The sequence below is a fragment of the Rhodococcus sp. IEGM 1241 genome, from assembly GCF_033142365.1.
In the GTDB taxonomy this organism is placed as follows: Bacteria; Actinomycetota; Actinomycetes; order Mycobacteriales; family Mycobacteriaceae; genus Rhodococcus_F; species Rhodococcus_F erythropolis.
Map to the genome: position 1 here is coordinate 317,899 of NZ_JAWLSE010000003.1, position 14,054 is coordinate 331,952.

At 61.4% G+C, this 14,054-nt stretch carries 12 protein-coding genes and 1 tRNA gene; 6 read left to right on the forward strand and 7 right to left on the reverse strand.

Translation table 11 applies throughout. The annotated features are described in order from the left end of the window. Window positions 1-3: 3 nt before the first annotated feature. From R4P70_RS16470 to R4P70_RS16480, 3 genes are read right to left on the reverse strand one after another with little or no spacing between them, the layout of a single operon-like run. Window positions 4-1,332, reverse strand: a complete 1,329-nt coding sequence (locus tag R4P70_RS16470) for an amidohydrolase family protein (protein ID WP_243617129.1) — start codon at window positions 1,330-1,332, stop codon at window positions 4-6. A gap of 40 nt (window positions 1,333-1,372) precedes the next feature. Beyond that, on the reverse strand, window positions 1,373-2,350 hold the full coding sequence (locus tag R4P70_RS16475; protein WP_020907141.1) for an isopenicillin N synthase family dioxygenase: 978 nt from the start codon (window positions 2,348-2,350) through the stop codon (window positions 1,373-1,375). Window positions 2,351-2,365: 15 nt separating this feature from the next. After that, window positions 2,366-3,556, reverse strand: a complete 1,191-nt coding sequence (locus tag R4P70_RS16480) for a nitrate ABC transporter substrate-binding protein (RefSeq protein ID WP_243617128.1) — start codon at window positions 3,554-3,556, stop codon at window positions 2,366-2,368. A gap of 251 nt (window positions 3,557-3,807) precedes the next feature. Here R4P70_RS16480 and R4P70_RS16485 point away from each other — a divergent pair, with 251 nt between their 5' ends. From R4P70_RS16485 to R4P70_RS16500, 4 genes are read left to right on the forward strand one after another with little or no spacing between them, the layout of a single operon-like run. Continuing rightward, complete coding sequence (locus tag R4P70_RS16485) at window positions 3,808-4,590, forward strand: ABC transporter ATP-binding protein (RefSeq protein WP_243617127.1); 783 nt, start codon at window positions 3,808-3,810, stop codon at window positions 4,588-4,590. Continuing rightward, entirely contained in the window at window positions 4,587-5,492 is a 906-nt protein-coding gene (locus tag R4P70_RS16490; RefSeq protein WP_020969249.1) for an ABC transporter permease, read from the forward strand. The genes R4P70_RS16485 and R4P70_RS16490 overlap by 4 nt, the downstream gene beginning before the upstream one ends. Continuing rightward, on the forward strand, window positions 5,489-6,559 hold the full coding sequence (locus R4P70_RS16495; protein WP_243617126.1) for an isopenicillin N synthase family dioxygenase: 1,071 nt from the start codon (window positions 5,489-5,491) through the stop codon (window positions 6,557-6,559). Before R4P70_RS16490 ends, R4P70_RS16495 begins: the two co-directional genes overlap by 4 nt. A 47-nt stretch (window positions 6,560-6,606) precedes the next feature. Further along, window positions 6,607-7,251 carry a GntR family transcriptional regulator gene (locus tag R4P70_RS16500; RefSeq protein WP_020907137.1) on the forward strand — a complete coding sequence of 215 codons (645 nt, stop codon included), beginning with the start codon at window positions 6,607-6,609 and terminating at the stop codon, window positions 7,249-7,251. A 4-nt stretch (window positions 7,252-7,255) separates the two neighbouring features. On the opposite strand, the gene R4P70_RS16505 is transcribed toward R4P70_RS16500, so the two are convergent. Further along, a complete protein-coding gene (locus R4P70_RS16505) occupies window positions 7,256-8,032 on the reverse strand; it encodes an esterase/lipase family protein (RefSeq protein ID WP_069145909.1) in 777 nt (258 codons plus the stop codon). Window positions 8,033-8,105: 73 nt separating this feature from the next. Further along, window positions 8,106-8,179: transfer RNA gene (locus R4P70_RS16510), tRNA-Met, on the reverse strand. Window positions 8,180-8,629: 450 nt separating this feature from the next. On the opposite strand from R4P70_RS16510, the gene R4P70_RS16515 reads away from it, so the two are divergent. Next, window positions 8,630-9,184: a transglycosylase family protein gene (locus R4P70_RS16515; protein WP_019747833.1), complete on the forward strand. Its 555-nt coding sequence runs from the start codon at window positions 8,630-8,632 to the stop codon at window positions 9,182-9,184. A gap of 88 nt (window positions 9,185-9,272) precedes the next feature. Here the strand turns inward: R4P70_RS16515 and R4P70_RS16520 are convergent, their stop codons facing one another. Further along, entirely contained in the window at window positions 9,273-12,188 is a 2,916-nt protein-coding gene (locus R4P70_RS16520; RefSeq protein ID WP_020907135.1) for a UPF0182 family protein, read from the reverse strand. Between the two features lie 174 nt (window positions 12,189-12,362). Here R4P70_RS16520 and R4P70_RS16525 point away from each other — a divergent pair, with 174 nt between their 5' ends. After that, a complete protein-coding gene (locus tag R4P70_RS16525) occupies window positions 12,363-12,965 on the forward strand; it encodes a PPA1309 family protein (RefSeq protein WP_019747831.1) in 603 nt (200 codons plus the stop codon). A 41-nt stretch (window positions 12,966-13,006) separates the two neighbouring features. Here the strand turns inward: R4P70_RS16525 and R4P70_RS16530 are convergent, their stop codons facing one another. Continuing rightward, complete coding sequence (locus R4P70_RS16530) at window positions 13,007-14,029, reverse strand: PDZ domain-containing protein (protein WP_020907134.1); 1,023 nt, start codon at window positions 14,027-14,029, stop codon at window positions 13,007-13,009. Window positions 14,030-14,054: the final 25 nt, after the last annotated feature.

The following is a 14,054-nucleotide window of genomic DNA, read 5'->3' on the forward strand; positions in this document are numbered from 1 at the left end:
CAGTCACAAAGCGCTGAGCGTCCGGATCAATTCCGCCTCGTCGACGCGAGTGGAGTGCCCCTCGCGGAGCACGACCTCGCCCGCAACCAACACCGTGTCCACGATCTGACGACTGCCCGTCGTGAGAATGGACGCGCCCGGATCTCGCACCGGGAGGCAACCGAAGTCGCGTTCGAACCGAATCATGGTGAGGTCGGCGGGATCGCCCACGGAGATCCCGCCCGACCTGGCCGGCAGACCGAGTGCTGCGTTCGCACCGCCGGATGCGATGTCGATCATGGCTTCGAAGCCGAGCAGGTCGGCGCGGCCACGCGCGGCTCGCTGCACGTAGGCGCCGGTGCGCAGCGTCTCGAGCATGTCCTGAGTATCGTTGCTGGCTGCGCCGTCCACACCCAACCCCACCGCGATCCCCGCGTCGAGGAAACTCGGGACGGGCGCGATTCCGCTACCGAGGCGCATGTTGCTGACGGGGTTGTACGACACTCCGACGCCGCGCTCCGCCAGCACCTTCTGACCACGGTCGTCGAGTTCGACGCAGTGGACCGCCAGCACCCGGTCCCACAAGAACCCATGGGAATCCAGGTAGTCGACCGCGTTCATGCCCGCGTGTTCGGTACACATCGTGTTGTCGGTCTGCGTCTCGAGCAGGTGAATCGAGACCGTCAGGTCGCGAGCCTGCGCGAACTCACGCACTTCCGACATCCCGTCCGGGGTCAGCGAACGCGGGTTCGGTACCGCGACTGCCACGTCAATGCGGGAACCGGCGACGTCGCGCATCATCTGATCCGTATGTGCGAGAACATCTCCGAGTGGTTGCATGAGCCGCGGATCGAAGCCCCACTTCCTCGTCTTGTCCGCCCGGTCTGCGGTTCCGCGTCCCAGCACCGCACGAATCCCGGTGTCGTGCAACGCCCGGATCACAGCGTCGTGAACCTCGCTGGACGGGTGCGGCCACATGTGTTCGACCAGGGTCGTCGTACCGCTGCGCAATGCCTCCAGCGAGGCTGCGACAGTGGCCGTGTATGCGCGCTCCGGCGTGATCTGAACCGACTCTTCTGCGACCGCGAGTAGCCATTCGAGAAGCGGTGTCCCTTCGGCGATCCCACGCATCAGTGACTGCTGAAGGTGCGTATGGGTGTTGACGAACCCAGGGATCAGATACGCCCCCGATCCGTCCACACTTCCAGGTGTGGCGGTGCCGGTCGACTTCTCGATCGATTCGACCACCCCATTCGAGACGACGACGTCGCGGCCGGTCAGCCATTGCCCGCCGCTGTACAACGTCACGTCCCGGATGATCGCGTCGGTCATGTTCTTGGGCGCGGTAGTCATCGCCAGTTCTCCTGAAAGTGTGTGACGGAACGGATACGGATCAACGCGCGAAGTTCGCGCGTACTCGCTGGTCGATGTAGTCCTCGGCAGTGATCGGCGGGTACTTGCCCGCCGGCCCCTCGATGGTCACGTCGCGGTTCGCCTGAGCGAAGAACGCGAGGCTGTAGCGGGCTCCCCGATAGTCGGTGACTCCGGGACTCTTGACCCGGTGGAAGTTCGACGGCAGGACATCATCACTCCATCTCATCAGCATGTCGCCGATGTTGCAGGTGATCGCTTCCTCGGCCGGCACCACCGACGTCCATTCCTGGGTGTCCATCTCCTTGCCCGGGCACAGTTGCAACCCGCCCTGACCGTCACGCTGGAAAAGCAATGTCAGGCAATCGAAATCGGTGTGCGCTCCGGCACGCCACATCCCTTCGACATCTGCGTCGGCGGCAAGGGGGAAGTAGTGGAGTAGTCGCAGTGTGCTCTGGTAGGTGGCCACCGACGGGTCATGTGCCCTGGTGAAGAAGTCTCGTTCGAATCCCAGCTTCTCGGCGAAGCACGACAACAGGTCCATCGCAATGCCCCAGCACTTGGCTTCGAAGTCCAGGATCGTTTCGCGGAATCCACCCAATTCGTCTGCAGTGGGCCACAGATCACCCATATGCGGGCGGGTCACCTGGTAGGACTCTTTCTGATCAGGCGTTCCGATGGACGGACGCACCTGCGTCATGCTCTCCCAGCCGGAGTTGAAACCCTTCTTGAGCGGATACTGCGCTTTGACCTCGGTGGGCAGTGCAAAGAATCGCTCGGCCGCCGCGAAAGCCTCGCGGACCTGGTCCAGATCGATTCCGTGATTGACGATTTGGAAGAATCCGATGTCGGTCGCTGCCGACCACAACTCCTCGGCGATCTCGCTGCGCCGGTTCTCGAAATCCGAGAGATCGATTCTTCGGACCTCGCGGTCGGTGGTCTCCGTGCCCAGGCCACCCATGCGGGTCTCGCGGTTGAGTTCTGTCATGTCGTACGTCATTTGCTGTGAGCTCCTTCAGCGGATTCCGATGGACCGATCGGTGAATTTGTCGGTGTAGATCTCTTCAGCAGTCAATGACTGCGGTATCGCCGCACCCCCGGCGTCGAGAATGGGCTTCAGTTCTTCGACGGTGTGAGCGACTCGCGTCATGTCGAACGTGCCGACGGATCCGTCTGCCTCGTTCGCGATCAGGCCTTTCTCTTTCAGGAGCTGGGCACTGAACGCTGCTTCACCCTCGGTGTAGGGAGAGAACGACACGTCCTGCGAGACGACGTCGACAATGGCAGCATTCGCCGTATCCGGCGCAGTGATGTAGTCCGCGGTGGCCTGCTGAATGATCGGAACCAGCTTGCTCAAACACGGCGAGAGTGTGTCGACCTTGTCGGCACGAACCGAAACATTGGACGCGTAGATGTCGAAACCCGAATCTTTCAGCAGGTCATAGGAAACCGGCTTGTCCCACGCCGGCGTCTCCTTCTCGTACGTGTACGGTTCCGAATTCGCGAATCCTTGCTGAGCGATGGTCGGGTCACCGACAAATCGCGAGGGAGCTCCGTCGTAGCTCGTGTCGAGCTGAGACTGCTTCAGTAGTCCTTTCGCCACGAGCCACTGCGGAAAGAGTTGCTCCTTGGAAACGACGACACTCGCGTCGGACTTGCCGATATCGGCAACACTCGTCCAGTCCGGATGAGACTCTTTGTCCCACATGAGGATTGCCGGGCTGTATTTGAGCAATGGCGTGACGGCCACAACGGGCTGACTTGCCGCTGCCGCGATCACCTGATCCCCGTGCACCAAGCCGAGAGTGATGGAATCGTCGACGTACATCTGGGAGCTGACGGATTGGAACCCGATTGCCGGTCCCCCGGCCCGCAAGGTCAGGTCGACTCCGGTGTCCTTCCCTCCGGCAACAAGAGTCCCACTGACGGACTTGTCGTCGGTGTCGACCGAATAGCCAGGACCGAGCATCTCGAAGAGCGCTCCCATATCCGACTGTGGCTGCCATTGGAGTTGAACCACAACGTTTTCCGGACAGAGACCCGCAAGGTTCTGCGCCTCGGCAGCTGGTTCGAGAGATTCGGCTTTCGCCGTCTCAGCCTCACTGGAGCTGCACGCAGTCAATCCGATGGCTGCACACATGGCCAGTGCCGCGCCCGCCGCTCCCACACTTCTGCGATTGGAATGCACCTTGCGATTTGAATACACAGCGTCTCCTTCGTGAAAACAATTGGGATGTGGGCGAACCAAGAAGGGTGATCCGATGAGCACACTCTGCAGCACGTGGATTACATGCAATCGCCTCGTTGTTTCCATCAGGTAACGCGCGCCAGGATTATCGCTTCACCTGCAATGTCACCTCACATTTACATTCAGCAATCTAAGCGACATACATGCAATTCAAGATAGTTCCTACATCTTGAAGAACTTTTGCATGCATTACCGAACCGGAGGCTCAGATGGAACTCGCGAACACGATGCAGGATGCCGACGCTCGCAAGCTCACCGCGCCGATGCAGATGGTCTTTTCCGATGTCGTCAAGAAGTTCGATACCGGCACTGTCGCGCTGGACGGCATCGATCTGGACGTGGAGCGAGGAGACTTCGTCGCCGTGGTCGGACCCTCAGGCTGTGGCAAGTCGACTTTGTTGCGCATGGCGGCCGGCCTCGAGCGACCGACCAGTGGTGCGGTTGCCCTCGACACCGAATCAGTTGGCTTCATCTTCCAGGAGCCGACTCTGCTCCCCTGGCGAACCGTGCAGGCCAACGTCGAATTATCGGCTGAACTCGGTGGCGGCGACAAAGCAGCGCGAAAGTTGCGCGCCGACGAGGCAATCCGCGCAGTCGGCCTTTCGGACTTTGCGAAACAACTGCCCAATGCGTTGTCAGGCGGAATGAAGATGCGTGTCTCGTTGGCGCGTGCGCTCACCCTCGCACCCGCTGTGATGCTGCTCGACGAACCTTTTGGTGCGCTCGACGAGATGACACGACTGGAGATGCAGGTAGAGCTCCAAAGGCTCTACACCGACAAAGGGTTCACCTCGATGTTCATCACGCACTCGGTATCCGAGGCCGTGTACCTCGCGAACAAGGTGGTCGTCATGACCGCCAGGCCTGGACGAATACATTCGGTCGTGGACATCGATTTCCCGTACCCGCGTAGCCCGGAACTGCGCTACGACGCCCGATACACCGAACACGTCGCCGAGATCTCGGCCAGCCTCCATGGGAGCTCACGATGACCGAAGTCCTTGCAGTACAACAGGGCACCACCGTACGCAATACCGCCGTTCGTACTGATTCTGCGACCACGGCGCAAGCACAGGCACAGTCCGGACGGCCCTCTCGAATGAGAGCGCTCGGCACCTTCCTGCTCTATCCGCTGCTCTCACTTGCCGGCGCGGTCGCAGCGTGGTCGATCGTCAGCTACCTCGTTCTCTCCCCGGAACGTCGATTTCTCCTTCCGCCGCCGAGTCAAGTACTGACGAAGTCGCTACTCGACTGGAAACACCTCTCTCCCATGCTCGAAGCCCTCGCAGTGACGGCACAGGTTGCGCTGGTCGGCTTCGTCGTCGCGGTGGCAGTCGGCGTCGGAACCGGCGTGCTGATGAGCCAGGCCAAGTGGATCGAGCGGATCGTCTATCCATATGCCGTTGTGCTGCAGGTCATTCCCATCCTCGCCATCGTCCCCCTCATCGGGCTCTGGTTCGGCTACGGCATGACCGCGCGCACCCTGGTTTGCGTTCTCATCGCAGCCTTCCCGATCATCACCAACACACACTTCGGGTTGCAATCGGTCGATCGCGGACTGCACGAACTCTTCACCCTCGGCCGCGCCTCGCGTTGGGATCGACTGGTGAAACTCGAACTGCGAGCGGCAATGCCGGCCATTCTCACCGGTATCCGCACCGCCTCCGGCCTTGTTGTCGTCGGTGCCATCATCGGCGACATGTTCTTCGCCAAAGGACAACCCGGGATCGGGACCCTGCTCGACGTCTACCGAAGCCGCCTTCAGTCCGAGGATCTGATCGCCGCGATCGTGATCGCGTCGGTGTTCGGCGTCCTCGTCTTCTCTGCCTTTGGATTCCTCTCACGTGTGCTCGTCGGTAAGTGGCACACGTCCGGCCGCAAGGACTTTAAATGACCCACGAAATTCCCGCCTTCGAAATCCCTACGATCGATATCAGCCCGTACCTCACCGGCGAGGCATCGGCTGCAAACGCCACCAACAGCACTGCCTGTGCGGAAGTGGCAGCTCAACTCGATCGCGCGTGCCGGGAGGTCGGATTCATACAGATTGTCGGACACAGCATTCCACGATCGGCGACCGACGGACTGGCCGACGCTCTCGACGAGTTCTTTGCTCTCCCACTGACGGTGAAGAACAACTATCGCCGTCCATCGTCCGAGAACCGTGGCTACTCACCACCGAAGTCGGAATCACTCAGCATGAGCCTGGGCGTCGCCGCTGCGAACCAGATGAACGATTTCTACGAAGCAATAGTCGTGGGCACAGAGGTGAGCGACTATCCGGGCGTCGACCTACCCGAGTCCAGCTACGCCGCCAACACTTGGCCCGAGGCCGCGCCCGGATTCCGACCGGCAATCGAAGAGTATTTCCGTCATGCCCAGGGCTTGGCACGAATCCTGATGTGCGCCTTTACCGACGCCCTCGGATTGCAGCCCGAGTACTTCGATTCGATGCTCGACCATTCGATCGACGCGATGAAGATGAACAACTACGCACTGCCTGAGGGCGAGATCCGCATCTCCGGCGACATGACGGGAATGGGCGCTCACACCGACTTCGGAATCTTGACCATCCTGTGGGCAGATCAAGTTCCGGGCCTTCAAGTTCTGAGCACCGATGGCATATGGCACGACGTCCAACCTGCCGACGGCGCACTCTTGATCAACCTCGGCGACGCGATGGCACGATGGACGAACGACCGATGGCGCTCGACAGTGCACCGAGTCGACCCACCTATCGTCGATGGTCAGATCATCCGACGTCGCTCTGCCGCATTCTTTTTCGACGGAAACTACGACGCCGTCATCGAAGCACTGCCAGGGACTCTCGAACCGGGCGAGGTGGGATACCCGCCGATCACGATCGCCGAGAACATCGCGGCCAAAGTGGCCGGACTGAAAGGCGCGACGGCGCCCGAGGTCGACAGTCGCAGCGCTGACCGGGTGCGCGCCGCCGGATAGCGCTCCCGGGTACCGTCGATATCGTGCAGGATCGAAGTGAGGACAAGATGACCACCACCGAACGAGCTTTGCTCACCGAGTCCGTGCACGAGACGCTTCGAGAACTGATCTTTTCGGGAGAGCTGGCGCCGGGGACACCACTGAGTGTTCCCGCGCTGGCGAGCAAGCTCAATGTCAGTCGAACGCCGGTCCGCGAGGCCGTGCAGCAGTTGATCTACGAGGGCATTGCGGTCCACACCCGAAATGCGGGTGCAAAAGTCGATTCGCTTGACGCAGAGTCTCTGCGCGCGGTCTTCGAGGTGCGTGAGGTACTCGACGGTCTCGCGGCGTTCAACGCGACGGCCAATGCCACGCATGAAACCGTGTCACAGCTGAACAAGATGGTGCAGGTGCAACGCGAACTTCTCGAGAGCCCGCCGGATCAGCGTCGCGATTCGACGCTGGACCTCGAGTTCCACACCTTGATTCGTGAGACTGCATGCAATCACCCGCTCAGTGAAGCCCTACATCGTCTCGACGGACAGTCACATCTCTACCGTTCGGACATGTGGAGCCTCGAGCTCAATCGACGGATCGCCGTCACCGAGCACGCTCGTATAGTCGCGGCCATCGAATCGGGTGACGCCTTGGGGGCCAGAACTGCCGCGAGCGCACACGTAGCCGGGCTACTCGTCCGAACAACCCGGACCTGAAGCTTTACCGAAATGACGGGAACAACGTGTCAGGCCAGGTGATGTCGCCGTCGTTCTCGTCCACGAACGTACCGACACAGTCGCGCCCCAAAGCGCTGATCGCTCCCGAGATGACCTCTGGATGCTCGAGCTCGGTGAGATGGTCTGCTCCGGTTCCGGCCCCGGGAACGCCATCGACGTACACCCGGCACTGGCCCCCGTCCAACCGACCGTCCGCCCACTCGCCTGAGCTCTGCACCACCGAATAGTAGGCAGATCCAGGAGTGTCCTCACCGGCATTGAGCTTGGTGAGAACTTCGGAGAACATGCAGGTGTCGTAACCGTCGGCAGGGCCTTGTACGCAGCCACCGGGGCTACCGTACTGCGGAGCACCGATGGCGACGAATGAATCCACTACTTCGGAGCCACCGAGGAACTTCGCGTAGTACCGGGAGCTCAGTCCACCCGCACTGTGCGCGATCACCCCGACGGAGTCAGCGCCGGCAGCGTAGGAGCGAATCGAATCGGCAATCAGCTCGGCGTCGGCCGCAATCATCTTGCCGGGTGCGTCGACGAAGTGTGTCTCGTAGCCCGCAGCGCTCAGTGCCTCGTCGAGGGCGCGGTAGGTCGCCTGGTGCGTTTCTCCCGAGTTGTAGAGCTGCTGCCCTGGAACGATGAAGACCACGCGCTTCGCATCGGTGATCCGCCCACCGGCGGCAGCGCTTCCTGCCGAGAACGCCAGAGCGGTGGCCACCAGCGAAGTAGTCACCGCCATCGCCAAAAGAATCTTCGAGAGTCGCACGCCGCCACCCTACGACGGCTGCGCACAAAAAAGGACCGCCGCACTGGAATCCAGTGCGGCGGTCCTTTTCTAGTAGCGGGGACAGGATTTGAACCTGCGACCTCTGGGTTATGAGCCCAGCGAGCTACCGAGCTGCTCCACCCCGCGATGCATTGACAAAGTTACACGAGCAGATGAACGGAACGCAAATCGCCTGCGCTGGAGCGAAATACACGCCTGAAAGTCGAAGAATCGGGTGACTGGGTTCACAAAATGCCCGTGAGCATCAACACATAACAAGCATGTAACGAACGTACCTCGAAACGGCATCGGAAAGGCTCTACCAGCACAAACGCCGAAAATCCTGGATGGGAGAAGACCAGGTGGTCCGGAAAATCGCGAATCGACCCTCGTTCAGCGCTCCCGTACGGTCGGTCCCGGCCCGAATCAACCGGGCGAACGCCGACCCGCCGCTGCTCCACTCTGCCCCGCGGGATCGGAACCCCCGAAACCTTCGAGGGGCAGAGACACGGAGAGACAAGCGCCCGGGAAAGTCAGCATCATCGCCGACCCGCAGGCCCGCCGATGTCAGCAAGCGCGGAGAGGATTTACCCCGACATGACGTACACCAGCATCAGCAAGCGTGCATTCGGCACATTGGCAGTAGCCGGCGCACTTGTCGCAGTGCCCCTCACCATGAGCACCGGCACCGCTTCCGCAGCCACCCACAACTGGGACGGCGTCGCACAGTGCGAGAGCGGTGGCGACTGGAACATCAACACCGGAAACGGCTACTACGGCGGCCTGCAGTTCTCGCAGAGCACCTGGACCGCCAACGGTGGCACCGGCTCGCCCGCCAACGCTTCCAAGGAAGAGCAGATCCGCGTCGCCGAGAACACCCTGCAGAGCCAGGGCCCCGGCGCATGGCCCGTCTGCGGCCAGCGTCTGACCGTCGCAAGCGAGCCGGCAGTCGAAGAGGCTCCCGCCGCAGCACCGGCTCCCGTCGCCGAGGCACCCGCAGTTGCTCCCGCCGTCGAAATCCCGGCCGAGCTCAAGCCCGCCGCACAGCAGGCTTACGACACCGCTCGTGACCTCGCCGGCCAGTACGGATTCGCCGCACAGTTCCAGCAGCTCTCCGACGCCAACGCACCGATCGTTGCAGCACTGCGCTGATTCAGCTCATACAGCTTCACTGAGCACACAAGAAGGCCCACCATCCGATCGGATGGTGGGCCTTCTGCTATTCATGAACTGACGCCGCTTACCTCGGCAGCGCCTGGTACGCGTCAACAGCCTTCTGCAGGCGGTCGAGCGCAGCACCGTAGCTGGTGAAGTCACCGCTCTGTTGCGCCGACTTCAATGCCGCCATTGCCGAATTGACCTCGGCCAGCGCCTTCGTGACGTCATCCGAGGAAGCCGGCGGGGCCGGTGCCGTCGGAGTAGTCGGCGTTTCCGGTTGCGCTCCGGTATCCGGATCGGGTGCCGGCTGGGTGACAGTCGCTGCCGAACCTGCGCCCGGCCAAATCTGACTGATCGCCTCGGAGACGGTCGGTGCATAACCGATCCGAATGCCGTTGGTGTCGCTGAAGCTCACCAGCACACGCGCCAACTGAGGGAACGCGTTCTGCGAGTTTCGCTGCGAGTACAAAGGTTCGACGTAGAGGATTCCGCCCTCGGCAATCGGCAGAGTCAGCAGGTTTCCGTACTGAATCTTGTTCGACTGCTTGAGCAGTGACACTTCCGAAGCAACACGCGAATCCGACGTCATCGCAGACTGAGCCTGCTGTGGACCCTGAGTCTGCGTATCGGTCGGCAGCTGCAGCACTGTGAACTTGCCGTAGTTCTCCTTGTCGTTCGCCACCGAGATGTAGGCCGACAGCAACTCACGACTGAACCCGACCATCGGACTGGTCAGACGGAAATCCGCCTTCGCGGTGTCCTTGTCGCCCACCAGCACGTAGTACGGCGGCTGGTTGGCCGACGTGTCGATCGTCGGATCACTCGGAACCGACCAGAACGCGTTGTTGGTGAAGAACTCACTCGGATCGTCGACGTGGTACTTCGCCAGCATCTCTCGCTGAACCTTGAACATGTCTTCCGGGTAGCGGAAGTGCGCCTGCAGGTCGTCCGAGATTTCGCTCTTCGGCTTCACCGTGTTCGGGAAGACTCCCATCCACGCCTTCAGAACCGGATCCTGCTCGTCGACCTGGTAGAGCGTGACCGTGCCGTCGTACGCGTCGACCGTGGCCTTCACGGAGTTACGGATGTAGGAGAACTCCTGACGCGGAATGAGGCGCCCGGTCGTCTGGTCGATACTGTCCTCGACCAACCCGTCGAGCGAACTGCGCTGCGCGTACGGGTAGTCCTGGGCGGTGGTGTAGCCGTCGATGATCCACTGCATCTTGCCGTCGACCACTGCGGGGTAGGCAGCGCCGTCGGTCGTCAGCCAAGGCGCGACCTCCTCGACCCTTTCCTTCGGATCACGCTTGAAGATGATCTTGGAGTTCGAGCCGATTGCACTCGAGAACAAGATGTTGCGCTCGGTGTACTTCGCCGCGAAGGCAAGACGGTTGAACCAGTTGCCGATCGAGACACCACCCGAACCGGTGTAGGTGTACTTCGAGGTGTCGGTGTCGTACTCACGAGGTCCCTCGCCGTCGACGGAACCGACGATCGAGTAATCGGCGTCCGACTGGCTGATCACCTCGCCGTAGTACGACCGAGGATTGTCTACCTTGAGGTTCTCGTTCTCGGGCGTGGTCGTCAGGTCGCTGACCGAGTAGATCGGGTAACCACCGGTGTTGTTCTGACTGTCGCCCTGCACGGCCGTGACTTCGTTTGCCTGGGCCGCGACGAAGCCGTTGCCATGCGTGTAGACCGTGTGCTTGTTGATCCAGTCCGTCTGGTTGCCGGAAAGATTGTTCGGCGACAGCTCACGCGCTGCGACAACGAAGTCGCGCAGCTGGCCGTCCTGTTCGTAGCGGTCGACGTTGAGCGTCTGCGGGAACCCGTAGAAGTTCTTGAGCTGACGCTGAGCGGTGAACGTCGGCGAGAGGATCGTCGGATCCAACAGTCGGGTGTTCGCGATCGTGGTCCGGTCGGCCGGAACGTCCTGGGGCTGCTTGGTGCCAACTCCCGGATAGTCGACGTAGTCGACGTTTTCTTCCGTAATCCCGTACGCCTGACGGGTCGCTTCGATGTTTCGTTCGATGTACGTGCTCTCCTTCTGCGCCGCATTGGGCTTGACGGAGAACTGCTCGACGATCATCGGGTAGACCGCACCGACGAGCACCGACGAAAGAACCAGTAGAGCGACTGCCATGGCCGGTATCCGAAGATCCCGCGTGAAGATCGAGGCGAAGAACGCCAAGGCGCAGATGACCGCAATGGACAACAGAATCAGCTTCGCCGGCAGAACCGCATTGATGTCGGTGAAGCCCGGACCGGTGAACGTCGGTTCCTTACGACTACTCGACATCAACGAGTACCGATCGAACCAGTACGCCACCGCCTTGAGGAGCACGAAGGTGCCGGCGATGACAGCCAGTTGAACACGTGCGGCAGTCGTGAATGTCCCAGCGCGCCCGGCCAACTTGATCCCACCGAAAACGTAGTGGGTGACCAGGTTTGCCACGAAGGCAAGCAGAATCGAGACGAACAACCAGTTCAGAACGAAGCGGTAGAACGGCAGGTCGAACGTGTAGAAGCCGACGTCCAAGTTGAACTGAGGATCGGTGATGCCGAACGGCTGACCGTTGAGGAACAACTGGATGGTGACCCAGTTGGCCTGCGCGATGAGACCGGAGAGAATGCCGATCGCGACCGGAATGATCACGCCGAACAGACGAAGTCGCGACATGACGGTCGTGCGGTAGCGCGCGATCGGATCGTTGGGTCCCGAGACCGGGACGAACACCGGACGTGCGCGGTACGCGAGAAGCATCGCGAGCCACACGATGGCTCCGACGACAATTCCGACCACGAGGAAGAGCACGAATCGCGTCAGCAGAACCTTGGTGAAGACACCGCGGTAGCCGACTTCTCCGAACCACAACCAGTCCGTGTACATGCCGATCAGTCGCGGCCCCACGAGCAGCAAGGCCGCCACTACGACAGCCACCACCAACAAGATTCGACTGCGTCTGGACAGAGAGGGTAAACCTGCGGGGGGCCGCATGCCCACGTGCCACGCTCCAAGATTTGGCGACGCCGTGGCGTCGCAACCGATTGCATCGATCACTGCGGCCACGCCCGAGTGGACTTGGCCGTTTCCGACCACTCTACGTAACAACGGTCACGGGTTGACAACACGGAGAGCAGGGAGCCGGACAGAAGGTGGGAGGATGAACGTGTGAGTGAAGAGAATATGAGCAGATCACCGAGTGCCCTCGCCCGGTGCGTTCATGAAGTTGTCGACCACATCGACGCCGAAGGCTGGGATCAACCGCCGAAGCTGTACGCGTTGGTGCCTACCGAAATGCTCGCCGCGGCCGAACCCGGACTGCTCGACCAACTCGCCGAGGGCGCCGAATACACACCGATCGAACAGGAATCGCTTCCCGAGGACATCATCGGCGGTTCACGGGCACTCGACGAGTTCCTGGCAACGACGCATTGGCCCGAGTCGGTGCAGGGTTGCATCCTGGTTCAGGAGATTGTCGTCCTGCCGCCTGAGGCGGAATCGGATCTCGATCACGCCACGGCGCCGGTATTGACCGATCAGCATGCTGCCGACGAGGTCGCGCGACTGACGGCCAACGCGCATCCAGATCGACGCGAGGCTCGACTGTTCGTCGGCGTGCTCCGTGACGGTCCTTCGCTGTCGCTTCTGCAGATGCGTCCCGACGAAGATGCGGATCCGTACGGTGACCTGGAACTGCTTACCTACGACGGTCTTGCACCTCACCTGGTTCACGCGTTGTACGCGACGCTCGACGAGGTCGAAGAAGACTGAAAGAAGAAGACTGACCGAGCCGGTCTTCGGCAAGGCAGGTTTCAGCAGCGGGGTGCGTCACCGCCCGTGTTGAGGCTTTCGAGTGAGTCCACTGCGCCGGGCAGGTTGTCGACCTTGACGAGTCGAAGCCCGTCCGGCGCATTCTGTTTCGCCTCGTCACAGTTCTGGGCCGGCACGAGGAAGGTCTCAGCACCGGCTTCGGAGGCGGCGATCAACTTGTACCTGATACCGCCGATCGGACCGACCTCGCCGTCGGAGTCGATGGTGCCCGTTCCGGCCACGAATTTTCCGCCGTTGAGCTCCCCTGGAGTCAGCTTGTCCACCAACGCCAGTGTGAACATCAGTCCGGCAGAAGGACCGCCGATGTCGGCAAGGTTGAACTGCACGGTGAAGGGAACGTCCGGGACCTCGTTGGGCGTGACGCCGAGGTAACCCGATTCGGGCTTGTTGGGCCGCGCCCCAACGGTGACCGGTACAACGGTCTCCACACCCTCGCGAAGGACGGTGACGTCGATCGCGGTGCCTGGCGCGATCGCACCGACCGTGTCCTGAACGCCGGTGATGGTGGTTACCGGAGTGTCGCCGATCTTGACCAGGACATCGCCCTCTTGCAGGGCACCCGCGGCAGGGCCGTCCGGGGTCACCTTCGAGACAGTGAGTGCCACCGGCTTACCGAGAAAGTGGAGTGCAGCCAACTCGGCACTGTCCTCGGACTGCTGGAAGTCGGCGGTGTTGGCCTGCTGAATCTCTTCCTTCGACTTCTCGGGCGGATAGATCTCCGAGCGTGGGACGAGTCCGTTGCTGCCACTCGCCCACAGTCCGAACGCTTCGAAAATGTTGAGGCCGTCGCGAACCGACACCGTTGTCATGTTGAGGTTGCCGTCGGTGGGATCGACCTCGGTCCCCTGGATGTCGACGACGGGCTTACCGTCGACGTCGCCGAGGGTGTTGAAGGTGGGGCCAGGACCGAGTGCGACATAAGGAACAGTGACCATTGTTCCGACGACTCCCAACACGACGATGGGTGCGAGTGCGGCCAAGAGCGTCACTATCCGTCGATTCACCTGATCCAGAGTAAAGCGCGAAGGC

Coding starts and splice junctions, on each gene's coding strand:
- R4P70_RS16490 (WP_020969249.1), top strand. CDS start 4,587: ATGACCGAAGTCCTTGCAGTACAACAGGGCACCACCGTACGCAATACC.
- R4P70_RS16470 (WP_243617129.1), bottom strand. CDS start 1,332: ATGACTACCGCGCCCAAGAACATGACCGACGCGATCATCCGGGACGTG.
- R4P70_RS16520 (WP_020907135.1), bottom strand. CDS start 12,188: ATGCGGCCCCCCGCAGGTTTACCCTCTCTGTCCAGACGCAGTCGAATC.
- R4P70_RS16500 (WP_020907137.1), top strand. CDS start 6,607: ATGACCACCACCGAACGAGCTTTGCTCACCGAGTCCGTGCACGAGACG.
- R4P70_RS16475 (WP_020907141.1), bottom strand. CDS start 2,350: ATGACGTACGACATGACAGAACTCAACCGCGAGACCCGCATGGGTGGC.
- R4P70_RS16495 (WP_243617126.1), top strand. CDS start 5,489: ATGACCCACGAAATTCCCGCCTTCGAAATCCCTACGATCGATATCAGC.
- R4P70_RS16515 (WP_019747833.1), top strand. CDS start 8,630: ATGACGTACACCAGCATCAGCAAGCGTGCATTCGGCACATTGGCAGTA.
- R4P70_RS16485 (WP_243617127.1), top strand. CDS start 3,808: ATGGAACTCGCGAACACGATGCAGGATGCCGACGCTCGCAAGCTCACC.